The following is a 19,645-nucleotide window of genomic DNA, read 5'->3' as shown; positions in this document are numbered from 1 at the left end:
AGTGCAGTCCGGATACCGGTTCCCTGCACAATCTTGGTTCAGTGTTCCTGGTTCCATTGTTGCCCGGCCGCGGCCATGGAACCGTACTCAGATCATCCTAGCTGCAGCTACGGGGTCACCAGGGTACCGAGCTTTTCACCCAGGATGGCGCGGGTGACGTTCCCTTCGCCTTCCATTCCGAAAACCACCATGGACAGGTTGTTGTCCTTGCACATGGTCATTGCCGTCTGGTCCATGACCCTGATGTCGCGGCGCAGGGCGTCGTCGTAGCTCAGGGTGTCCAGCTTCTCGGCAGTGGGGTCCTTCTTCGGATCCGCGGTGTAGACGGCGTCCACGCCGCTCTTGGCCATCAGGACAACATCCGCGTGGACTTCCAGGGCGCGCTGGGCGGCCACAGTGTCCGTGGAAAAGTACGGTAGGCCGGCGCCGGCGCCGAAGATGACCACGCGGCCCTTTTCCATGTGCCGGATGGCCCGGCGCGGAATGTACGCCTCGGCGACCTGGCCCATGGTGATGGCGCTCTGCACGCGGGTTTCCACGCCGGCCTGCTCCAGGAAGTCCTGCAGCGCCAGGCAGTTCATGACGGTACCGAGCATGCCCATGTAGTCCGCGCGCGAACGGTCCATGCCGCTCTGGGACAGTTCCGCACCACGGAAGAAGTTACCGCCGCCGACGACTATTGCGACCTCGACGTCGGGGACCGCCGCAGCGATCTGCTTGGCGACATCGCGGACGGTGTCGGGATCGACGCCCAGCTTGCCGCCGCCGAAGACCTCGCCGGACAACTTCAGGAGGACGCGGCGCCTGCTTTTCTCTGGCTGGCTTGAAGAATTGACGGCTTCCATGGGTGCCTTCCCGTTGGTGAACTCTGAAAAAGGTTATCGTGCCGGGTGGCCAAAGGTCTCATCGGACGTTTAGCCGGTGCATGCAAAAGGGGCGGCCACCGAAGTGGCCACCCCTTTGCGGATTCGGCTAGGAGCCGACGCGGAAACGTGCGAAGGACGTGCCCTTGACGCCGGCCTCTTCGAGAACCTGCGCCACAGACTTCTTGGCATCCTTGGCGAAAGCCTGGTCAACCAGGACCTCACCCTTGAAGAAGCCCGTTACGCGGCCTTCCACAATCTTGGTCATTGCCGCCTCGGGCTTGCCTTCAGCCTTGGCAGTCTCTTCGGCAATGCGACGCTCGGACTCGACCAGGTCGGACGGTACGTCTTCCCGGGTCAGGTAGTTCGGGGACATCGCTGCGATGTGCACTGCAATGTCGTGCGCGGCGGTGGCAGCGGCTTCGCCTTCACCGTCAACAGCGAACAGGACGCCGACCTGGGCCGGGAGATCCTTGGACGTCTTGTGCAGGTACGCGTCAACGGTGCCGCCCACTATGCGGGAGAGCTTGCGGACAACAACCTTCTCGCCGAGGATTGCACCTTCTTCGACGACAACCTCGGACAGCGGCTTGCCGTCAACTTCGATGGCCAGGAGGGTGTCGAGATCGGCAGCGCCGGACTCCACAGCCACGGCCAGGACCTTGTCAGCCAGCTGGATGAACTTGTCAGCCTTGGCCACGAAGTCGGTCTCGCAGTTGACTTCAATCATAACGCCGACGCCGTTGCTGACCTTGGCGGCCACCAGGCCTTCAGCGGTGGAGCGGCCTTCGCGCTTCGTAGCGCCCTTGAGGCCCTTGATGCGGATGATCTCGATGGCCTTTTCGGCGTCACCGTTGGCTTCGTCAAGAGCCTTCTTGACATCCATCATGCCGGCGCCGGTGCGCTCGCGCAGAGCCTTGATATCGGCGGCAGTGTAGTTCGCCATGGGAACCCCTCTGTCTAGAAAATGTATGTGGTGTACGGACCGACAGGACAGCGGCTCACCGGGTGAGCCGCCATCCTGTCAGGTGCTCCGGCGCTGCGGGCAGCGCCGGAGAATCCGGCTTTACTTGTCAGCGTCGGCGGCGGGAGCCTCGGCGGCTGCCGGAGCTTCCTCGGCAACCGGGGCTGCTTCTTCGACTGCCGGAGCGGCAGCTTCTTCAGCGGCCGGAGCAGCCTCAGCGGCGGGAGCTTCTTCAGTCTTGCTGCCTTCGAGGAGTTCGCGCTCCCACTCGGCCAGCGGCTCTTCCGGAGCTTCCGTGGTGCCCGTGGCGCGGTTGTGGCGGGCGATGAGGCCCTCCGCAACGGCGTCGGCGACAACGCGGGTCAGCAGGTTGACGGAGCGGATGGCGTCGTCGTTGCCCGGGATCGGGAAGTCGACTTCGTCAGGATCGCAGTTGGTGTCCAGGATGGCCACAACCGGGATGTTCAGCTTCTTGGCTTCGTCAACGGCCAGGTGTTCCTTCTTGGTGTCCACGATCCAGAGCACGGACGGTGCCTTGGTCAGGTTGCGGATACCGCCGAGGTTGGTTTCCAGCTTGGTGAGTTCACGGCGAAGGAGCAGCAGTTCCTTCTTGGTGTACGCGGAACCGGCGACGTCGTCGAAATCGATCTCTTCCAGTTCCTTCATGCGCTGGATGCGCTTGGAAACGGTCTGGAAGTTGGTCAGCATACCGCCGAGCCAGCGCTGGTTCACGTAGGGCTGTCCAACGCGGGTAGCCTGCTCAGCGATGGATTCCTGGGCCTGCTTCTTGGTGCCTACGAAGAGTACGGTGCCGCCGTGTGCAACGGTGGCCTTTACGAACTCGTAGGCGCGGTCGATGTAGGACAGCGACTGCTGAAGGTCAATGATGTAGATGCCGTTGCGCTCCGTGAAGATGAATCGCTTCATCTTCGGGTTCCAACGGCGGGTCTGGTGTCCAAAGTGGACACCGCTGTCAAGCAGCTGGCGCATAGTTACGACGGGCATGCCGGCGCTCCTTCCGGCAGGTCATTCATGAGAGAGCCTTTTCAGGCTCTCTTACCCTGCCAATAGTTGACGGTTATTTAGCGTGGCCCAAGGCGGGCCGTGCTCCTGGCATCCATTGCGACTCCCATCAGGACCGCGAGGCCCTGACCGCAAGAGACACAATCCTCCTCATACAAAGCCGGGGCTTCAGATTTGGAGGGCTGGATACGCGTAGTCAGTTGCTGCTCCCCCGCATTCCTGAATGAGGCGTGCCGACGCAAGCGTTGAGGGCACAGCAAACTGCTCCACCAAGTGTACTACAGGAGCCAATATCCGCTGGACTACCAGGGGGCCTTCGGCGGGCGTTTTCCACATGGCCATAGCATGGACTCCCCATCAGGGATCCGGCACGTAAAGCTGGGTTCATGAAAGCATTGCTTGTGCTCGCCGCCGTCCTTCTGTTTCCGGCAGCGGTGGCTCCAGCGGAGACAGCGCCGCGAGCTTCCTGGGCGTGGCCGCTCTCCCCCAGGCCCGCGGTGCTGCGCGCCTTTGACCCTCCTGACAAGCCGTGGATGAGCGGGCACCGGGGTGTGGACCTGGAGGCAACGCACGACGGCGTCCCGGTCACCTCGCCGGAGTCCGGCACCGTCCGTTTTGTGGGAGTGGTAGTGGACCGCCCTGTGATCACCATCGATCACGGGGGCGGTCTCCGCAGCAGTTTTGAGCCGGTCGACAGCCCGCTCACAGCGGGAACCGTGGTGGCGAAGGGCGAAACCATCGGAACGCTGCTACCCGGGCACTGTGGCGCCCTTGCCTGCGTCCACTGGGGCGTCCGGCGCGGGGACGCGTATGTCAATCCGCTGGAATTCGTCACGGACCTCCGCCCGTCCATCCTGTTGCCTTTGGGGCCGGACACTGGCTGACGGCTGACGGCACTAGGGCGTGTCTCCTAATAGGGTGCTCCAGATGACGATGGCGTGCAGAACGGTCGCTGACCGGTAGGTGAGGGCCAGTTTGTCGTAGCGCGTGGCCAGGGGTCGCCATTGCTTGAGGGTGTTGAAGCTGCGCTCGACGACGTTGCGCCGTTTGTAGGCGTCCCTGTCGTAGATGACGGGGCGTCCGCTGGAGGAGCCCTTGCGTTTGCGGTTGGCTTTCTGATCGTCCTTTTCGGGGATGACGCATTCAATGCCCCGCCCGCGCAGGTAGGCCCGAATTGCTTTGGATGAGTAGGCCTTGTCAGCCATGGCCCGGTCTGGTCGGGTGCGGGGCCGTCCGGGACCTTCCCGCTCGACCTTGAGGGCGTCCATAAGATTTTCAAACATGGGCGAGTTTCCGCCCTGGCCGGGGCCCAGGAGAAGGACCACGGGGCGCATATTGCCGTCAACCAGAGCGTGGATCTTGGTGGTCAGCCCACCGCGGGAGCGGCCGATGGCGTGGTCATCAGGCTCATCAAACAGATTCATGTATTTCGAGAGGTCCCCCTGTGTGGCGGGGAAGGTTCGTGCCGTGTTGATGGGCGCGGTTGACCGTGGAGTCCACAGACACCTCCCAGTTGATCAGCCCTTGTGCATCGGCACGGGTCAACAACGCAGTCAGAACCTTGTCCCAGGTCCCGCTGGCGCTGTTGCGGCGGTGGTGCTTCCACACGGTCTTCCATGACCCGAAATGGGCAGGGAGATCACGCCATGGATCCCGTCTGGTAGCGATAGATGGTGCCCTCGGTCATCAACCGGTGGTCATTGAAGGGCCGACCGGACTTCCCCGAGGAATCAGGCATCAACGGGGAAATAAACTCCCACTGGGCATCGGACAACAAAGCGGAACGCGAACTCACCCCTAAATATTGCCAAATGGCCTACCAAGTGATTCGGAGACACGCACTAGGCCCCAGCTTGTCATTTGCGGACCACTTCTGGATGACGACGTCCGGACTACCACGACATTAGGCGCGCCATCAGAGTGTCTGGATATCGGTGGATTCGTGGTTGGCCGACACGCTGGGAGTTGGTTCTGGGCGAGGGAAACGATGGCCACATCGGATCCATGGGAGGCGTCAGGGCGTGCGCGACGCTAAGAAACGGCGTCCGGTAACGATCGACCTCGCGACGACCCGGTTGGGCGAGTTCAACGACATGGCGATGGGGCACCGCATCGGTTACAGCGGCGACGCGTGAGTGACCTCAGGCTGTTTGGGATGGGTTCTGGGGGTCGGTGATCACGGCGCGTGAACCGCCGTCCATGCCCTTGACCTTCTTGACGGTGAGTTTGAAGTAATGGCGCTGATGATGCCGTCGCTGAGTTGCCAACATCGGGGCACCCCCGGCGGCGCCCGGCTACCCTGCGGGTGGCGGGGTGAGTACGTGGCGGTTGCCCGAGTTGCATCGCTGCCATTCACGGTAGACGTCGATCGCGGCGTCCCGGGGCTGGTAGTCCACCGGCAGCCGTCGTTCGGTCCAGTCTTTGGCGAACTCGGCGTAGAAGGTGGCCAGTTCGAAGTACTTGCGGTCGTCGACGTAGTGCGGTTCGTAGTCGTCGCGCTGGGTGAGGACGACGACCTTCTCGGGGCTGCAGTAGTACAGCGAGCCGAGGCACATCGGGCAGGGATGGGCGAGCACGTAGATGGTGCACCCGGTCAGGTGCTCGGTACCGAGTTGGGAACAGGCCTCGCGGATCGCGAGGATCTCGGCGTGCGCGGTCGGGTCGTTCGTCTGCGACACACGGTTGGGGCTCTCGGCAAGGATCTCTCCGTCGCGGGCAATGACGGTGGCAAACGGCCGCCCGCCCTCCTCGACGTTGGCGCGTGCGATGTCGATGGTGCGTTGGATGAAGTCCATGATAAGTCCTTGCCTGGGAGGTTGATTCAGGGATAGGCGGCGGCCCCAGAAGTGAGGCCGCCGCCAGGCCGGGATCAGAACGGTTTGGTGGGCAGGTATTTTCCGTCGAGCGTGATCACGGCACGTGAACCGCCGTCGGGGTCGTCAACTTTCTTGATGTCCAGCTTGAAGTTGATAGCACTGATGATGCCGTCACCGAACTGTTCGTGCACCAGTGCTTTCAGGGTGGACCCGTAGACCTGCAGCATTTCGTAGAAACGGTAGATGGTGGGGTCGGTTGGGATGCCGCCGGGGATGCTGCCGCGCAGCGGAATGGTCTGCAGCAGCCTGGAGGCGTCCTCGCCCAGGCCCAGCCGCTCGACGACGATTTCCGCAGCGGCTTCCGGCAATGGATGCTGGCCGAGCAGGGCGGCGGTGACGAAGGCAAGGCTCAAGCCGGTACCGTTGGTCAGCTCCTGCCAAGAGAGGTCCTTGCGCATCTTGGCGTCGATGATGGCGGCGGTCAGTTCCTCGCGCGGAGCCTGGGTGTTCTGGGAATGAATCATGGTGTTTTCCTATTTCTTTCGGTGATATCAGGTAGTTAGGCGGCCAAGCCGGATCTGGCCGGCATGGCACAGGTCTGCGGGTTGTCTGCGAGTGGGACAAAGAGGCCCGTGACGCCGTCCAGGGTGTCGATGGAGCCGGTTTCGATGTCGTAGACCCAGCCGTGGAGGCTCAGCCGGTTCTGGTCCAGGGCCAAGGCGACGGAGGGATGGGTCCTGATGTTGGTCAGCTGGGCGATGACGTTCCCGCGGACCATGGCCTCCAGTCGCTCCTGGGCCGATCCGTGGGTGCGGGCGGCGTTAACGGCCTTCGCAGCGTCGGCGTGGGCAAGCCAGCTGGCCACTGCCGGCAGGTGGTCCAGCTTCGTGCCGGTGGAGATGGCAGTCATCGCTCCGCAGTCGGAATGGCCACAGATGATGATGTCCGTGACGCCCAGGACGGCGACCGCGTACTCGACGGTCGCGGAGACACCGCCCGGCTCCGGGCCGTAGGCCGGCACGATGTTGCCGGCGTTGCGGATCACGAACAGGTCGCCCGGTTCCCGCTGGGTCAGCAGCTCCGGCACTACCCGGCTGTCCGAGCAGGCAATGAACAGGGCCCCAGGGTTCTGGGCGGTGGCCAGCTCCTTGAAGAGTTCAGAGCGATCCGGAAAGGCTTCCCGTTGGAATTTCAGAAAGCCTTCGATGATGTCTTTCATGGGCCGTCTCCTTCATGTTTGGGGATAACTCAAGGATGACGGAACCAAACTATAGTGTCCAAGACTTGTTTATAATGGAATCAATAAGTAATTCCTATAGTTGGAGAGTTGTGATGCTACGCCACATCCGCTACCTGACCGCGGTCGCGGAACACCAAAACTTCACCCGCGCGGCCGAGGCACTCCATGTCTCCCAACCGACGCTGTCGCAACAGATCAAACAACTGGAGACCACGCTGCACGTCCAACTCCTGGACAGGTCCGGGCGCACCGTGCGGCTGACCGACGCCGGCGAGACCTACCTGCGCTATGCCCGTCGCGCCCTGCTGGAGCTTGACGCGGGAACCCGGGCCATCCACGACGTGCAGGATCTAACCCGTGGATCGCTCCGGCTGGCTATGACACCCACGTTCACCGCCTACCTGATCGGTCCGCTGGTCGAACGTTTCAGCACCCGCTATCCCGGCATCACCTTGAGCGTGCAGGAGATGACCCAGGACCGCATCGAGGCGGCACTGGCCGAGGACACCCTCGATCTAGGCATCGCTTTCGCCCAGGCACGTTCGTCTGAGATCGAGACCCAGCCATTGTTCGTCGAAACCCTTGGCCTGGTCGTCGGCAATAACCACCCCCGCGCCGGCGTGCAGACACCCATGGACCTGCGGCAGCTTGAACAAGAGAGGCTAGTGCTTCTCAGTAACGACTTCGCAACCCGGCGCCACATCGACCAGTACTTCCGCGACCACGGCATTGACCCCCGCGTCGCAATTGAAGCCGACTCCATCAGCGCGATCGTGGAAATCGTCCGCCGCGGCCAGCTCGCCACCGTGCTGCCCGAAGCCATTGCCCGCGAACACCACGGGCTCCATCCGGTTGACCTGGCCCCGGCCATTCCACACCGCACCGCAGCCCTGCTCAGAAGGAAAGGCGCCTACGTGAGCGCAGCCAGCCACGCTTTCACCGAGCTGTCATCGACGTGGAGCTAGCCGCCTGACCCGGCCGTGGCCAACGCGGCCACCCGCAAAAGACTTGCCCAACGCCATCCAAACGCCACAGACGAAACCAACGCCGGCGCTAGGTGGCGCGAATCATCATCGCGGGGGTTCTGCCCATCATGTCAGGAGAACCCCCGGTAAAGGTTCAGGTGCCGCACACCGTCGCTATTCATCCCGAGCGCACCGGCCCCGCGCAGAAGGACACCGGGCGATGAGCGCCGATCACGTCCACGCACCCGGACATGAGGAGGGCGCATCCTCTGCCGGTCACAGCGGTCACAGCGGTCACAGCCACGGGATAGCGGCAACGCTGACCGGCGCTATCTGGTTATTGCCCTTGCCCTGTTTGTCGGGTTCATGGTCGTGGAAGTCATCGTGGCCGGCGTTTCCGGGTCGCTGGCTTTGCTCTCCGACGCCGGGCACATGCTCACCGACGCCGGGGCGATCGCAGCCTCCCTGTGGGCGATCAACCCGGCGGCACGCCCGGCGCGGGGAATCTGGACCTTCGGATTCAAGCGTGCGGAAATCCTTTCCGCGGCCGCCAATGGCATCACCTTGCTGGTCAGCAGCGCCCTGGTTGCTGTGGAGGCCATCCACCGTCTCTTCGATCCGCCTCCCGTCGAGGGCGGACCTGTCCTGGTCGTCGCGATCCTGGGGGGCATCGTGAATCTGGTGGCGGTGTGGCTGCTGGCCAAAGCCAACCGGTCCAGCCTGAACGTAGAAGGATCCTTCCAGCCCCTCCTGACCGATCTCTACGGCTTCATTGCCACCGCGGTCGCCGGCCTCATCGTTTTGACCCCCGCGTTTCCCCGTGCGGACGCTATCGCCTCGCTCATCGTGGTGGGACTGATGCTGCACGCCGCGTGGGGGCAAAAGGCGCGCCCTAAGCCACCCATTTGTTCAGCGCACTGCTAGGCCGAACGCTCGCAGGTCACCAGAATCATAGAAACGATCGTTCGCAAGACACCGTTTGAGATCCCTTCCGGCTGTCATTTTCAGCGCCCCTGGACCGCTGAAACTGACAATCACAATGGCGGTTTCCCGAAGAACGGCGTCGCTTTCCGGCAGTCCGCTGCAAGCACCACGCTTCTCGAATGACCCTGTTCTTGAAATCCTTCGTCTCTGAGAACATGCGCCCAGCCCGGCCCACCACCACGCCTGGTTTTTCGCGGACGACCTGAACACCGGCCAGGCGCCGCCGATTTCAGCGGCGGCGGCAGGACGAATAAGTACGGACTTGGCGAAGCTCCGGGATTCATCATGCCCGTCCCGCACAACTGCTGGCCGGACAACCGGAGACGCCCCGGCAGGGGTCTTGGCCTTCCCGTGGCCGCGTGGGTCCGATGTTTACGGCGAGGACCGCGGCTGTTGTTGGCGAGGTGGGGTATTGCTGCTGCTTACGCAGCCCGTAGCGGGTCCGGCCCCGGGCCTGTAGACCGAATGGGCCGTGATGACCAGCAGGACCACCAGGGCGCCTCCTGCAGCGACGGTGACCTGAGCCTTTGCCGCGCCCAGTTCCGTGGAGTGCAGGGCCCCGTTTGCCGCTGCGTGCGCGACGAGCCCGATCAATTGGGTGTGCACTATCAGAACTGCGGTCGCGAAGGCCGTGAGCAGGAATTTGATCATGAAAGAAGAGCGCAATCCTGTGAACAGGTCTTTGAATCCCTGCGGGCCCGGTCCTTGTCCTGGTTCCGGGTCGTGATTGACACAGCCGGTCGTGACGACGTCATCGAATTCATCGAGTTTCCCGCTGTTCATGGCGACGCCGAAGCGCTCCTGGGCGTGGATAGTGGCGTCCCTGGTCATTGATCCTCCGTTTACGGTTGTCAGGCCGATCAGCGCGGGACGGTCCTTTTGTTATCTGTCATGGTGCGCGCTGGTCTGCCCGGGAGCAAGGGCAGTGGGAGCGGGTTCTTCTGCCCGAACTTGCCCGGGCCCGGACTTCAGGCGGATTCAGATGTTCCCATGCCAGGGGGTGTGCAGGCGGAGGTTTCGGCCGCTGTCATTTGACGAGGTGCTCCAGGATGGCCTGGGTGACGGCTGCCGGTGAATCTTCGGTGGGAATGTGATTGCCGTTGACTTCAACGAGATCCGATCCCGGAATCTCGTTGATGTAGCGGTGCGCGAAGCTGACTTTTTGGAAGTCGTCCTCGCTGCCCCAGACCAGACGGGTCGGTATGTGGGCTTCTTGCAGCAGCGGGACCAGGTCCAGGGTGTAACGGGGGTCGGCGGCTGCGGCCATGGCCATCCACGACCTGTGGCGGGCCGGTTCGTTCCACGGCGAGAGGTAATCAGCCAGTTCCTCCTCGCTGAGGGTGCGTTTGATGGCCCGCTGCGTCGATATCGCACGGGCTTCCAGCAGCTCCGGGGCTGTCGTGGCTGCCCGGACCTGCGGGTCGCGGAACCTTTCCACCGCAGGCACCGGCCACGAATCGAACATGACGGAGTTCATCAGCACGAGTTTGTTCACCCGCCCGCTGGTGGCTGCGAGGTGTTGGGCTATTCCTCCGCCGATGTCGTGCCCGGCCAGGTCGAAGCTGTCCAGTCCGAGGGCATCGGCGGCGTCGAGAACTGTTTCTGCGAGGGCCGGGACGGTGGCGTGGCTGGTGTCGAGTTCGCCTTCGCTGTGCCCGAATCCGGGCAGGTCCAGGGCAATGCACCGCCGGACGATTCCCAAGGCGGGCAGGACCGGCAGCCACACGCGGCTCCAGAACGTGCCGTGCAGCAAGAGCAGCGTGGGGCTCTGGTCATCGCCGCTGCTCAGATATGAAAGGGATGTACCGGCGACCTCGACGTGTTCGCGCCGCACAGGGGCTTGGGTGGGGGTCATGGATGTGCTGCCTTTCCGTTCATTGCGGCCGGTTGTGGAGTCCGGTGCGCTGGCGGCTCCCGGGTGCGCCGGACTTTGTCTGCGCCCGAGGTCTCAGGCGGCACCGTGGGGCGGGTAGTCGTGCTCCTGGGCGTAGCGGACCCCGGCGATGACATCGTCCAGGGACGGCCGGCCGAAGGGCATGGTCGCGGTGCTGGACCAGAACAGGGTCCCGTCCTCGTCGAGGATGAAGATGCCTGGTTCGTTGAAGAGGTCCGGCTCGCCGTCCTTGATCGCGTGCGAGAGGTTCAGGCCCCAGGACCGGGCGGCTTCCTCGCTCAGGCCGTAGGCCACGGGGAGGTTAGCCAGGCCGCTGGCCCCGGTACCCAGCTTCAGCTCATCGGTGGTTCCCCCGCCGACTAGGGCGAGTGCGAGGCCGGGTGCTGCCTGTGTGGGAAGAAGTGTCATAGCCGGACTAACAAGGTCCGGCGCCCGGTCATTCCCCACGGCCCGGTTCTGTACACGCTTTCACGGTGCAAGAGGACGTGTTCAGGGACCCTCTGTCCACGCGAGATCCCCCGGGTCGGTTCGATTAGCTGCCGATGAATCTTTTGTTCCGCGTGGTGGTGTTGTTCTGGATGGTGCTCGGGACGTTGGCCGTGGCGCCCAGGTTCAGGCCGAGGTTCGACGCCGAAACGAACGAACCACGGTCGGTTCCGGCGGTGTTGTTCTCATCCAAGGTGTTCTGGTTGGTGCTGGCCACACCGGCGTTGGCGCCCAGGTTCATGCTCGAGGCCAAGGGTACCACGGTCGGTCGCGGTAGCTAGCTCAAAGAACAGGGTTCCAGTCGCTTGGGAGTGGTTGGCTTATCCTCTTCCTCATCGTTTCCGACCCGGGTATTGTGACGGGTATCATGGCCGGTGTGGTCGTGGCGACGAGGGTGTCGCAGCGCTGGGGTGCGCTAAAAGGAGTATGTCCTGCCCCCGCCATTTCGTTTGAATGGCAGGAGAATGTCCCATGTTCGAACAACGTTTTATTGTTGACGCTATTTCCCGGAGCGCGGAGAGCGCGGTGGACCGTCGCCGGTTTTTCCGGGCGGCCGGGCTGAGCGGGCTCACCGCCGGGGCGGCTTTCGTTGCCGCGTCCGCGGCGGCGTCGCCTGCTGTTGCGGAGGAGGCCGGGGCCCCCAGTGACGCGGCGATTCTGAACTTCGCGTTGAACTTGGAATACCTTGAGGCTGAGTTTTATCTCCGGGCCGTCACGGGGATGGGGTTGCCGGATAACATGACCACCGGGACGGGGCGGCGGGGTCCGGTGGTCGGCGGCAGGGCTGTACCGTTCAAGACGCCTCTGATCAAAAAGTATGCTGAGGAGATCGCCGGGGATGAAAAGACCCATGTCGCGTTCCTCCGCAGTGCGTTGGGCAGCGCTGCGGTGTCGAGGCCGAGGATCAGTCTTGATGATAGCTTCACGGCCGCGGCCCGGGCTGCGGGGCTGATCGGTCCGCATGACAAGTTCGATGTGTATGCCAATGAGGTCAACTTCCTGTTCGGGGCCTTTATCTTCGAGGACGTCGGTGTCACCGCGTATAAGGGCGCGGCTCCGTTGATCAGTAATAAGACCTATCTTGAGGCGGCCGCGGGACTGTTGGCCGTCGAGGCCTACCATGCGGGGATTATCCGTACAACGCTCTACGCTTTGGGGGTCCAGACCCCGGCGATCTACACCACGGTGCAGAAGATTTCGGACGCCCGGGACAGCCTCGACGGGACAACGGATCTGGATCAGGGCATCGGCACCGCGGCCGTGGCCAACCTTGTTCCCACTGACGCGAACGGGCTGGCGTTCAGCCGGACCGCAGCCCAAGTGTTGAACATCGCCTACCTCGATTCAGAGCAGGTCACGTCGGGCGGGTTCTTCCCGGCAGGCGTCAACGGCAGCATCAACACCAGCGGCGATAACGACAACGACTAAGTCCCACGAACCGACGGGCCGGTTCGCACGCTGCCGAGGTGTCCGGCTGTTCCGGGGATACCGAAACCCCGGAGCAGCCCGCTAAGAAGAGAAGTACTAAATACCCAAAGACATCGGCTCGAGTGGGGTGCGGTACGGCTAAAGTCGTGCGCCGGACACCCGAGATCTCTCCTGCGTGGGTTTCCAGGTCAGGCTTTCCAATCCCCGCGTTTTGCCGGGGGCACAGCGGGTCGGGTGCCCGAGTGGCCTATTCGGAGCCGTTGTCCTGGGCTTCGAGGCGTTTGGCCATGGCTTCAACGGCCTGGTTCCAGCGGACGGCAAGGGTGTGCCTGCTCAACGGTTCAAAGATGCCGGTCAGGACCTTTTCCACTGCATCATATGTGGCGTCTTGGCCCGGTCCTGCGCCGCCGGGCTGTAATAGTTCATGCCCGCGGTTCGAGACCGCGGCCACAAAGGATGGCTGTCCTGGTCCGCTGACATGGGAAACGGAGCGCGGCAGCAGGGCCTCGGTCGGCCGCTGCGCGGTCAGGTCCCATATGCAGGGACCCGGGCGCGGACGTGTTGCCGGACCCGTCCGGGGAGGCTCCGGTACCGAATAGCCAGTGGCGGGCGGTAAGGTGTCGGCCAGGACTACCTTTTGGAAGGTGTGTGCTTGATGGGACGGGTAAACTCGCCGCTACGATCTCCGACGCATCGGGTTCTTGTCCCGGCTGTTGCGGCGTTGTCGATGCTGGTTCTGGCTGGGTGCGGTGCCGGCCCCGGGACCACGGCGCCGAGTCCGGCTGTTACGGTGGCTGCATCCGCATCAGCTTCGCCGCTCTCTGATATTCCCGTTGCCGACGCGGGTGGGCCCTCGGCGGCGGCATTGATGGTGTGCGGGGAGGAAACCCGTGCCAACATCGTCAAGATTCCGGCCCTCCCGTCTGTCCCGGGCACCGCCGCAACGTGGGCAGACAAGTTCTACACCTGCACCTACACTCTGCCGGGCGGTGCGCTCGTGCTCTCGGTCAAGGAAGCCGCTGACCCGGATGCTGCACACGCTTTCTTTCAGGAGCTGCAGCGGAGTACGGTTGCGGCCGACCCGATCGAGGGATTGGCGAACCTGGGGTTCCCGGCCTTCCAGACGCCAGCGTCCGCTGCCTTCGTTAAGGACAGCTTTGTGCTGACCGTGGACGCGTCGGCCTTGCCGGAAACGCTGGGCCCGCACGAGGTGACCCGCGCCGCGTTCGCCTACCAGGTGGCCACCACAGTGCTGGCCTGCTGGTCCGAATAGCGCTTCATGCACCCCCCTGCCGCATGCCCCAGGTGCCCGGACCGGGTGTTTGGGCAGGTGAGAGGCTTCAGGTGCGGCGAAGGAAAGTTCATGACATCTGACCAATCTGTGGCGTGGAGCACAACGAACCGTTAGTGTCACAGTCATGGGCGTGCCCATCTGGGGGGGCGTTCATTGTCAATGGAGGAAAAAGAATCATGATGAAATCCGCTTTCCTGATTGCCCCGGCCCTGGCCCTGGGCGCCCTTGCACTCTCCACCAGCCCGGCCTTGGCCGCGGACAACACGAATTACCAGGCGAACCTGGCCGCGATCAACGGCAGCAACGCCTCGGGAACCGTCATGATCACCGTCAGCGGTGACCAGGCAACGGTCACGGAGAAAGTTTCCGGTCTCGCCGCGATGTTCAACGGCAGCCCCTACCCGCACGTCCAGCACATCCACATCGGCGCGAAGGGCACTTGCCCGGACATGTCCGCCGACACCAACAAAGACGGCGTGATCAGCACCACCGAAGGTGCCCCGGCCTACGGCGGGATCGGTGCGACCCTGTCCACCAGCGGTGACACCAGCCCGGCAGCTGGCACCGATCTGAAGGTCGCCGGGATGGGCGCCTCCTACACCTACAACCGCACCTTCACCCTGGATGCGAAGACCGCTGATGCGCTCAAGGCCGGCACCGCCGTTGTCGTCGTCCACGGCCTGGACCCGGCCACCTTGTCCGACGCGGCCCAGAAGGCTCCCAGCGACCTCGTGCCGTCCCTGCCGCTGGCCGCGACCTCGCCGGCGCTGTGCGGGACCCTGAAGGCCATGCCAGCCGGCGCCCCCGGCACCGGCATCACCACCCCGGCCCCGGCCGGCCCTGACCTGGGGCTCCTGGCAGCAGGTGGCGGCCTCGTCCTGGCAGCCGGCGGCGCGTACGCCCTCCGCCGCAAGATGGCAGCCTAACGCCTGATCAAGGCGACAGGACAAGCAGGGATCTAATGGGACCTGAAAACAGCAGTCGCCGCGGACGCCTCATGGCGTCCGCGGCGGCGGCCCTGCTCCTGGCTGGCGGCATCACCACGATCGGCCTCGGGCTCCACGCCGAACCACCCGTCCCGGGCGGCACCAGCACTGTCTCGGCCAGGGCACCGGCCACGGCTCCATTCCCTGACGCCAGCAGCCCTGCGCCAGCGCCCTTAACTGACCAGGTCAATGCACCGGCACCGCCCATCCCGCCGTCCGCGGCTGTTCCTGCGGCCCCGGATGCGGCTTTGCCCGCCTCTGCGCCGGTCCGGGTCGTTGTCCCCGCCATCGGCGTTGACGCGGCCCTGACCCCCGTCGGCAAGCAAGTCAACGGTGAAGTCCAGACTCCGTCTGGGGAACCGGGAGCACCTGGGGGCTGGTACCAGGACTCGCCCATGCCCGGCCAGAGCGGGTCCGCGGTCATCCTCGGCCACGTCAATACCACCAACAGCGATGTTGGCCTGTTCTACCGGCTCCACGAACTCACCCCGGGCCAGACCCTCACCGTCACCCGCGCGGACCACACCGCCGCGGTCTTCACCGTGGACAAAGTCGATGTCTATCATAAAGCCACCTTCCCGACCGTGGAGGTGTACCAGAACGCGGACCGCCCCGAGGTCCGCCTGATCACTTGCGGCGGCTACGACCCCGCCACCCGGGAGTACCTGGACAACACCGTCGTCTACGCCCACCTGACCTCCAGCCACCCCGCCTGAACCCGGAACCGCTGCCCTCGCCTCCGCCAGGAGCGCCCGTCAGCTCCCTGAAGGGAAACACCATGAAGACGATAAAAACCCCGCAACGTCTCGCCCTTGCCCTGATTGGCGCGGCCACCATCATCGGTGCCAGCGCCTGCGGGACCACCCCAGGAGGGTCCAGCTCAACACCCGGGTCGCCGACGCCGCCAACGGCTTCCGCGTCAGCGTCCATGGATGCCGGGATGGGAGCGTCCCCGATGGCATCATCAATGGGAGCCACGATGGGAGCCACCAGCGGGTCCTCCGGGATGGCGGCTGAATTGACGATCCACATCAAATCCTTCGCCTACACCGGCCCCGACAGTGTCCCTGCCGGGGCGAGCGTGACCGTGATGAACATGGACAACGTGGCCCACACCGTCACCGCTGACGACGGGTCCTTCGACGCCGTCGTCAAAGCCGGCACCAGCACCACCTTCACCGCCCCCGCCAAGGCAGGGGCCTACTCCTACCACTGCACCTACCACTCCAACATGCACGGGACCCTGACCGTCAAATGAGAAAGGACCGCACCCCTGCCCGGGGTATCACCGGCGCGGGAACCCCGGAACCAGGCCGCCCAGGCCGTGGCACCGTTGCGGGCCCCGTCCTGCGGGTCCTGGCGGCGGCCGCTCTGGCCGTGGACGCGATCGTGCATGCACGCCTTGCCCCGGGCTACCAGTCCGCCGCCCCGGAAGGCTTCGGCGAGGGCAACCTCTTTCTCGCCGAAGCCGCCGCCGCCGTAGCCGCCGGGCTCTACGTCCTGATCCGCGGCAGCCGCCCCGCATGGCTCCTTGCCCTGCTCACCGCCGGCGGAGGGCTGGCGATCCTGCTCCTCTACCGCTACATCGACCTCCCGGCGTTCGGGCCCTTCCCGGCCATGTACGAACCCGTCTGGTTCGCTGAGAAAACCCTCACCGCCCTCGCACAGGGCGCCGCGGTCCTCCTCGCCGCCACCGCACTGATCCTGCACCGGAAAACCCGCCCTGTTGAGCGGGAGCGCTAGTCGTCGAAATGTGCTGTCATCACCGTAGCCCCGGCAGTTCGGGTTATGAGTTCCTGGGCGAGGTCGCCAAGTTTTCGTTGCGGTTGTTTGACGCGTGGCAAAGAATGTCAAATGCCTGGTCCCTGGAACACCGGTCCGCGGCCATGATCGTCCCGCAGGCCACATCAATAGCTGTCCTGCTCCAGGGCGGCCCGTAAATGGGTTGCCAGCTCCTCGGCGGCAGCGACTCTCAGCGCCACCCGGAGGGCACGGCTAGCAGTGTGAGCAAACCCCTCCGCTTCGGTAACCACATCATTACCGAAGAGGCCCGCGATGAGACCCTCGCCGATCACCGGCCGGCCTGGCTGTTTGCGCAGGGCACGTCAGGTCCTGACGGGAAAGCTGTCTGTTCAGTGGATCTGTTTGGGACAGAGTCCGTGGCCGCCACGGGTTTTCCGTCCGGAAACCCTCTCTGCGCGGCCATTAACCGGCCGCATGTGCCCACGTTTTACCCGTCCACGGCTGAGATCTATTTCCTCGCGGTCCGGGCTGCGGTCCCTGACGCGGTGGGCTACCTTCTGGTCCAGCTGGCCGGGCTGCTGATTGGAGGGGCCGTCACACTGATGCTGCTCAGGGTGCTAGCCCGCACCGGCTTGCCCGTCCGCCTGGCCGCCGCTTGGGCCTGGAGCCCGTTCGTGGAGCTCGCTTCCGGGCCGCGGATTACACTCAGGGACGCTACCTACACCCTCTCAACGCGTTCTGATGGAGTCACAGTGAACAGCATCCTCTGCAGTTGGCCCCGCGTCCGAGATACCGCACCATGACACCCTTGCGGCTGTCCCAGCTCATCAACGATCCCCGCGGACCGGGAATGATCCTCCCCACTCTGGCGGTCCAAGAGCTCAGGAATCTCATCGATGCCCTGTATTGGAACCTTGACACGCCCTCGCCCACACTGGAGGCGGAGACCTGGTACGAACTCGCGGGTGATGAAGACCTCCGCAGGTCCACCTTGACTTAAATCGCTACCCGCATGCCGGCCTGGCCCAGTCCTAGCACCATTCGCCCCCGACTTGCCGACCAGCATCATTGACGTGCGCGACGTCGCTGCATGGAGTGTCATGGCAGCAAAAACGCACCTTCATGGTGTTTCAATGCCATGGGCGACGTTCACACATTCGACGAACACCTAGGCACCGCCGTTTCGCAACCGACGGCACGTGGGACCGGATCCACACGAGGCTTCTGGCCGAAGCGGACGCGGCCGGGCTGATCGACTGGACCGTGTTGGTGGACTCAACTATCAACCGAGCCCACCAGCACGGGACGAACCTTCCCCGCGCCACAGGGGGAACTCCCGAATTACAAGAAACTTTTTACCCAACCGCCTGACCACGCCATCGGCCGCTCCAGGGGCGGGCTAAGCACCAAGATCCAGCACGCCTGCGACGGCAAGGACAGCCGGCTGGCGATGAGTCTTGGCCCCGGCGCGGGCGGCGACTCGCCCATGTTCCCCGTCGTCATGGAAGCAGCCCGGGCTCCTCGTCTCGGCGGAGGTCGCGCCAGAACCCGCCCCGATGCCGCGATGGGAGATAAGGCCTACTCGTCCCGGGCGAAGGTTACGTCCATTAGCGTGGTGTAACGGCCCACCTCGGGCGTGTTGCCAGATGCGAAGGCGGTCACCGCGTGATCCTTGGAAATGACAGTCCAATGTCTTTCCTGAAGGAGAACTCCGCGATGACCGCACCTTATTCTATCGATCCGAGCCGTTTCCTGTCGGAGCAGCTCGAGCAGGCCTCCCCGGACCTGCTCCGCCAGATGCTCCAGACCTTCATCACCGCCCTGATGGGCGCCGAGGCCGACGCCGTCTGCGGCGCCGAATACGGCATGGCCTCGGCGGAGCGGGTGAACTCCCGCAACGGGTACCGGCACCGGGACTTCGACACCCGTGCCGGGACCCTTGACGTCGCCATCCCGAAGCTGCGCCAGGGCACGTATTTCCCCGACTGGCTGCTGGAGCGCCGGCGCCGGGCCGAGGCCGCCCTGACCTCCGTCGTGGCAACCTGCTACCTGCTCGGGGTGAGCACCCGGCGGATGGAGAAACTCGTCGAATCCCTGGGCATCACGCGCCTGTCCAAGTCCCAGGTCTCCATCATGGCCCGGGACCTCGACGAACAGGTCGAGCAGTTCCGGACCCGGCCCCTGGACGCGGGCCCGTACACGTTCGTCGCCGCCGATGCGCTGGTGTTGAAGGTCCGCGAGGGCGGGCGGGTCGCGAACGTCCATGCCCTGGTCGCGACCGGCGTGAACGCCGACGGGCACCGGGAAGTCTTGGGGATCCAGGTGACCTCGTCCGAGGACGGGGCCGGCTGGCTGGGCTTCTTCCGCGACCTCACCGCCCGCGGACTCTCCGGGGTGAAGCTGGTGACCTCCGACGCGCACGCCGGCCTCGTCGCGGCGATCGGGGCGACCCTTCCCGGCGCGTCCTGGCAGCGCTGCCGCACCCATTACGCGGCGAATCTGATGTCCCTCACACCCAAGACCTCCTGGCCCTGGGTGAAAACCCTGCTCCACAGTGTTTACGACCAGCCCGACGCGGACGCGGTGCACGCCCAGTTCGACCGCGTCATCAACGCACTGGAAGAGAAGCTGCCCAAGGTCGCGGACCACCTCGAAGCTGCCCGCGCCGACGTGCTCGCGTTCACGCCCTTCCCGAAGGGCCTCTGGCGGCAGGTGTGGTCCAATAACCCGCAGGAACGCCTCAACCGGGAGATCCGCCGCCGCACCGACGTGGTCGGGATCTTCCCCGACCGGAACTCCCTCATCCGCCTCGTCGGCGCCGTCCTGGCCGAGCAACACGATGACTGGATCGAAGCCCGCCGCTACCTCAGCCTCGACCTCATCCAACAGGCCCAGGCCGTCGGCACCCCGACCACAGAGGAGGCAGGGAACACCCCAGAACTGGCGCTCAGCGCCTAAA

General features: G+C 64.4%; 26 protein-coding genes and 1 pseudogene. 13 read left to right on the top strand and 14 right to left on the bottom strand.

The genetic code is table 11. From position 1 onward, the window contains the following. Positions 1-107: 107 nt before the first annotated feature. From pyrH to rpsB, 3 genes are all read right to left on the bottom strand, one after another. Positions 108-845 carry a UMP kinase gene (gene pyrH / locus ACQCSV_RS07520; RefSeq protein WP_193340142.1) on the bottom strand — a complete coding sequence of 246 codons (738 nt, stop codon included), beginning with the start codon at positions 843-845 and terminating at the stop codon, positions 108-110. A gap of 127 nt (positions 846-972) precedes the next feature. After that, positions 973-1,809, bottom strand: a complete 837-nt coding sequence (tsf, locus tag ACQCSV_RS07515) for a translation elongation factor Ts (protein WP_354155979.1) — start codon at positions 1,807-1,809, stop codon at positions 973-975. A 120-nt stretch (positions 1,810-1,929) separates the two neighbouring features. Continuing rightward, positions 1,930-2,832: a 30S ribosomal protein S2 gene (gene rpsB / locus ACQCSV_RS07510; protein ID WP_332761179.1), complete on the bottom strand. Its 903-nt coding sequence runs from the start codon at positions 2,830-2,832 to the stop codon at positions 1,930-1,932. Between the two features lie 404 nt (positions 2,833-3,236). On the opposite strand from rpsB, the gene ACQCSV_RS07505 reads away from it, so the two are divergent. Beyond that, positions 3,237-3,734 carry a M23 family metallopeptidase gene (locus ACQCSV_RS07505; protein ID WP_354155980.1) on the top strand — a complete coding sequence of 166 codons (498 nt, stop codon included), beginning with the start codon at positions 3,237-3,239 and terminating at the stop codon, positions 3,732-3,734. Positions 3,735-3,746: 12 nt separating this feature from the next. Here the strand turns inward: ACQCSV_RS07505 and ACQCSV_RS07500 are convergent. The 5 genes and pseudogenes from ACQCSV_RS07500 to ACQCSV_RS07480 all read right to left on the bottom strand — a co-directional run bounded on the left by ACQCSV_RS07500 (position 3,747) and on the right by ACQCSV_RS07480 (position 6,885). Continuing rightward, positions 3,747-4,588, bottom strand: a pseudogene (locus ACQCSV_RS07500) (IS5 family transposase). Positions 4,589-4,991: 403 nt separating this feature from the next. After that, the gene (locus ACQCSV_RS07495) at positions 4,992-5,120 is read right to left on the bottom strand and encodes a hypothetical protein (RefSeq protein ID WP_354155981.1); all 129 of its coding nucleotides are present in this window, start codon (positions 5,118-5,120) and stop codon (positions 4,992-4,994) included. A 24-nt stretch (positions 5,121-5,144) separates the two neighbouring features. Continuing rightward, on the bottom strand, positions 5,145-5,645 hold the full coding sequence (locus ACQCSV_RS07490; protein ID WP_354155982.1) for a nucleoside deaminase: 501 nt from the start codon (positions 5,643-5,645) through the stop codon (positions 5,145-5,147). 74 nt (positions 5,646-5,719) lie between these two features. After that, positions 5,720-6,190: a cyanase gene (cynS, locus tag ACQCSV_RS07485; RefSeq protein ID WP_354155983.1), complete on the bottom strand. Its 471-nt coding sequence runs from the start codon at positions 6,188-6,190 to the stop codon at positions 5,720-5,722. A 35-nt stretch (positions 6,191-6,225) separates the two neighbouring features. Beyond that, complete coding sequence (locus tag ACQCSV_RS07480; RefSeq protein WP_354155984.1) at positions 6,226-6,885, bottom strand: carbonic anhydrase; 660 nt, start codon at positions 6,883-6,885, stop codon at positions 6,226-6,228. A 113-nt stretch (positions 6,886-6,998) separates the two neighbouring features. Here ACQCSV_RS07480 and cynR point away from each other — a divergent pair, with 113 nt between their 5' ends. Continuing rightward, positions 6,999-7,871, top strand: coding sequence for a transcriptional regulator CynR (gene cynR, locus ACQCSV_RS07475; RefSeq protein ID WP_354222277.1), 873 nt, complete (start codon positions 6,999-7,001; stop codon positions 7,869-7,871). Between the two features lie 264 nt (positions 7,872-8,135). Beyond that, on the top strand, positions 8,136-8,795 hold the full coding sequence (locus ACQCSV_RS07470) for a cation diffusion facilitator family transporter (protein ID WP_426939541.1): 660 nt from the start codon (positions 8,136-8,138) through the stop codon (positions 8,793-8,795). Between the two features lie 432 nt (positions 8,796-9,227). Here the strand turns inward: ACQCSV_RS07470 and ACQCSV_RS07465 are convergent, their stop codons facing one another. The 4 genes from ACQCSV_RS07465 to ACQCSV_RS07450 form a co-directional block, all read right to left on the bottom strand. Further along, a complete protein-coding gene (locus tag ACQCSV_RS07465) occupies positions 9,228-9,686 on the bottom strand; it encodes a hypothetical protein (protein WP_354155987.1) in 459 nt (152 codons plus the stop codon). Positions 9,687-9,882: 196 nt separating this feature from the next. After that, on the bottom strand, positions 9,883-10,710 hold the full coding sequence (locus ACQCSV_RS07460; RefSeq protein ID WP_354155988.1) for an alpha/beta hydrolase: 828 nt from the start codon (positions 10,708-10,710) through the stop codon (positions 9,883-9,885). A gap of 93 nt (positions 10,711-10,803) precedes the next feature. Beyond that, positions 10,804-11,157, bottom strand: a complete 354-nt coding sequence (locus ACQCSV_RS07455; RefSeq protein ID WP_354155989.1) for a hypothetical protein — start codon at positions 11,155-11,157, stop codon at positions 10,804-10,806. Positions 11,158-11,281: 124 nt separating this feature from the next. Then, positions 11,282-11,476, bottom strand: coding sequence for a hypothetical protein (locus tag ACQCSV_RS07450; RefSeq protein ID WP_354155990.1), 195 nt, complete (start codon positions 11,474-11,476; stop codon positions 11,282-11,284). A 230-nt stretch (positions 11,477-11,706) separates the two neighbouring features. On the opposite strand from ACQCSV_RS07450, the gene ACQCSV_RS07445 reads away from it, so the two are divergent. Continuing rightward, positions 11,707-12,663, top strand: a complete 957-nt coding sequence (locus tag ACQCSV_RS07445; protein WP_354155991.1) for a ferritin-like domain-containing protein — start codon at positions 11,707-11,709, stop codon at positions 12,661-12,663. A 247-nt stretch (positions 12,664-12,910) separates the two neighbouring features. On the opposite strand, the gene ACQCSV_RS07440 is transcribed toward ACQCSV_RS07445, so the two are convergent. Further along, on the bottom strand, positions 12,911-13,114 hold the full coding sequence (locus tag ACQCSV_RS07440; RefSeq protein ID WP_426939432.1) for a hypothetical protein: 204 nt from the start codon (positions 13,112-13,114) through the stop codon (positions 12,911-12,913). 339 nt (positions 13,115-13,453) lie between these two features. On the opposite strand from ACQCSV_RS07440, the gene ACQCSV_RS07435 reads away from it, so the two are divergent. From ACQCSV_RS07435 to ACQCSV_RS07415, 5 genes are all read left to right on the top strand, one after another. Then, positions 13,454-13,936: a hypothetical protein gene (locus ACQCSV_RS07435; protein WP_426939431.1), complete on the top strand. Its 483-nt coding sequence runs from the start codon at positions 13,454-13,456 to the stop codon at positions 13,934-13,936. Between the two features lie 197 nt (positions 13,937-14,133). Further along, a complete protein-coding gene (locus ACQCSV_RS07430) occupies positions 14,134-14,883 on the top strand; it encodes a hypothetical protein (RefSeq protein ID WP_354155994.1) in 750 nt (249 codons plus the stop codon). 35 nt (positions 14,884-14,918) lie between these two features. Then, positions 14,919-15,659, top strand: coding sequence for a class F sortase (locus ACQCSV_RS07425; RefSeq protein WP_354155995.1), 741 nt, complete (start codon positions 14,919-14,921; stop codon positions 15,657-15,659). A 62-nt stretch (positions 15,660-15,721) separates the two neighbouring features. After that, positions 15,722-16,201 (top strand): cupredoxin domain-containing protein, encoded by a 480-nt coding sequence (locus ACQCSV_RS07420; RefSeq protein ID WP_354155996.1) that lies wholly within the window; start codon positions 15,722-15,724, stop codon positions 16,199-16,201. Further along, positions 16,198-16,686 (top strand): hypothetical protein, encoded by a 489-nt coding sequence (locus tag ACQCSV_RS07415; RefSeq protein ID WP_354155997.1) that lies wholly within the window; start codon positions 16,198-16,200, stop codon positions 16,684-16,686. The genes ACQCSV_RS07420 and ACQCSV_RS07415 overlap by 4 nt, the downstream gene beginning before the upstream one ends. Before the next feature lie 43 nt (positions 16,687-16,729). Here the strand turns inward: ACQCSV_RS07415 and ACQCSV_RS07410 are convergent, their stop codons facing one another. After that, positions 16,730-16,855: an ANTAR domain-containing protein gene (locus ACQCSV_RS07410; RefSeq protein WP_426939540.1), complete on the bottom strand. Its 126-nt coding sequence runs from the start codon at positions 16,853-16,855 to the stop codon at positions 16,730-16,732. A gap of 91 nt (positions 16,856-16,946) precedes the next feature. Between ACQCSV_RS07410 and ACQCSV_RS07405 the strand changes: the two genes are divergently transcribed. The 4 genes from ACQCSV_RS07405 (at position 16,947) to ACQCSV_RS07390 (ending at position 19,644) form a co-directional block, all read left to right on the top strand. Beyond that, on the top strand, positions 16,947-17,489 hold the full coding sequence (locus ACQCSV_RS07405) for a hypothetical protein (RefSeq protein WP_354155998.1): 543 nt from the start codon (positions 16,947-16,949) through the stop codon (positions 17,487-17,489). Next, positions 17,486-17,686 carry a hypothetical protein gene (locus ACQCSV_RS07400; RefSeq protein WP_354155999.1) on the top strand — a complete coding sequence of 67 codons (201 nt, stop codon included), beginning with the start codon at positions 17,486-17,488 and terminating at the stop codon, positions 17,684-17,686. Before ACQCSV_RS07405 ends, ACQCSV_RS07400 begins: the two co-directional genes overlap by 4 nt. Positions 17,687-18,136: 450 nt before the next feature. After that, complete coding sequence (locus ACQCSV_RS07395) at positions 18,137-18,307, top strand: hypothetical protein (protein ID WP_426939430.1); 171 nt, start codon at positions 18,137-18,139, stop codon at positions 18,305-18,307. A gap of 95 nt (positions 18,308-18,402) precedes the next feature. Next, on the top strand, positions 18,403-19,644 hold the full coding sequence (locus ACQCSV_RS07390) for an IS256 family transposase (protein ID WP_426938614.1): 1,242 nt from the start codon (positions 18,403-18,405) through the stop codon (positions 19,642-19,644). The last annotated feature ends 1 nt before the right edge of the window (position 19,645 follow it).

The organism is Pseudarthrobacter sp. S3 (assembly GCF_050156905.1).
In the GTDB taxonomy this organism is placed as follows: domain Bacteria; phylum Actinomycetota; class Actinomycetes; order Actinomycetales; family Micrococcaceae; genus Arthrobacter.
The sequence above is the reverse complement of the archived record's forward strand: the minus strand, read 5'-3'. Positions and strand labels throughout refer to the sequence as shown.

Excerpts from the sequence above, each read along its gene's own strand:
- pyrH (WP_193340142.1), bottom strand. The coding sequence starts at position 845 with ATGGAAGCCGTCAATTCTTCAAGCCAGCCAGAGAAAAGCAGGCGCCGC.
- tsf (WP_354155979.1), bottom strand. The coding sequence starts at position 1,809 with ATGGCGAACTACACTGCCGCCGATATCAAGGCTCTGCGCGAGCGCACC.
- rpsB (WP_332761179.1), bottom strand. The coding sequence starts at position 2,832 with ATGCCCGTCGTAACTATGCGCCAGCTGCTTGACAGCGGTGTCCACTTT.
- ACQCSV_RS07505 (WP_354155980.1), top strand. The coding sequence starts at position 3,237 with ATGAAAGCATTGCTTGTGCTCGCCGCCGTCCTTCTGTTTCCGGCAGCG.
- ACQCSV_RS07495 (WP_354155981.1), bottom strand. The coding sequence starts at position 5,120 with ATGTTGGCAACTCAGCGACGGCATCATCAGCGCCATTACTTCAAACTC.
- ACQCSV_RS07490 (WP_354155982.1), bottom strand. The coding sequence starts at position 5,645 with ATGGACTTCATCCAACGCACCATCGACATCGCACGCGCCAACGTCGAG.
- cynS (WP_354155983.1), bottom strand. The coding sequence starts at position 6,190 with ATGATTCATTCCCAGAACACCCAGGCTCCGCGCGAGGAACTGACCGCC.
- ACQCSV_RS07480 (WP_354155984.1), bottom strand. The coding sequence starts at position 6,885 with ATGAAAGACATCATCGAAGGCTTTCTGAAATTCCAACGGGAAGCCTTT.
- cynR (WP_354222277.1), top strand. The coding sequence starts at position 6,999 with ATGCTACGCCACATCCGCTACCTGACCGCGGTCGCGGAACACCAAAAC.
- ACQCSV_RS07465 (WP_354155987.1), bottom strand. The coding sequence starts at position 9,686 with ATGACCAGGGACGCCACTATCCACGCCCAGGAGCGCTTCGGCGTCGCC.
- ACQCSV_RS07460 (WP_354155988.1), bottom strand. The coding sequence starts at position 10,710 with ATGACCCCCACCCAAGCCCCTGTGCGGCGCGAACACGTCGAGGTCGCC.
- ACQCSV_RS07455 (WP_354155989.1), bottom strand. The coding sequence starts at position 11,157 with ATGACACTTCTTCCCACACAGGCAGCACCCGGCCTCGCACTCGCCCTA.
- ACQCSV_RS07450 (WP_354155990.1), bottom strand. The coding sequence starts at position 11,476 with ATGAACCTGGGCGCCAACGCCGGTGTGGCCAGCACCAACCAGAACACC.
- ACQCSV_RS07445 (WP_354155991.1), top strand. The coding sequence starts at position 11,707 with ATGTTCGAACAACGTTTTATTGTTGACGCTATTTCCCGGAGCGCGGAG.
- ACQCSV_RS07430 (WP_354155994.1), top strand. The coding sequence starts at position 14,134 with ATGATGAAATCCGCTTTCCTGATTGCCCCGGCCCTGGCCCTGGGCGCC.
- ACQCSV_RS07425 (WP_354155995.1), top strand. The coding sequence starts at position 14,919 with ATGGGACCTGAAAACAGCAGTCGCCGCGGACGCCTCATGGCGTCCGCG.
- ACQCSV_RS07420 (WP_354155996.1), top strand. The coding sequence starts at position 15,722 with ATGAAGACGATAAAAACCCCGCAACGTCTCGCCCTTGCCCTGATTGGC.
- ACQCSV_RS07415 (WP_354155997.1), top strand. The coding sequence starts at position 16,198 with ATGAGAAAGGACCGCACCCCTGCCCGGGGTATCACCGGCGCGGGAACC.
- ACQCSV_RS07400 (WP_354155999.1), top strand. The coding sequence starts at position 17,486 with ATGACACCCTTGCGGCTGTCCCAGCTCATCAACGATCCCCGCGGACCG.
- ACQCSV_RS07395 (WP_426939430.1), top strand. The coding sequence starts at position 18,137 with ATGAGTCTTGGCCCCGGCGCGGGCGGCGACTCGCCCATGTTCCCCGTC.
- ACQCSV_RS07390 (WP_426938614.1), top strand. The coding sequence starts at position 18,403 with ATGACCGCACCTTATTCTATCGATCCGAGCCGTTTCCTGTCGGAGCAG.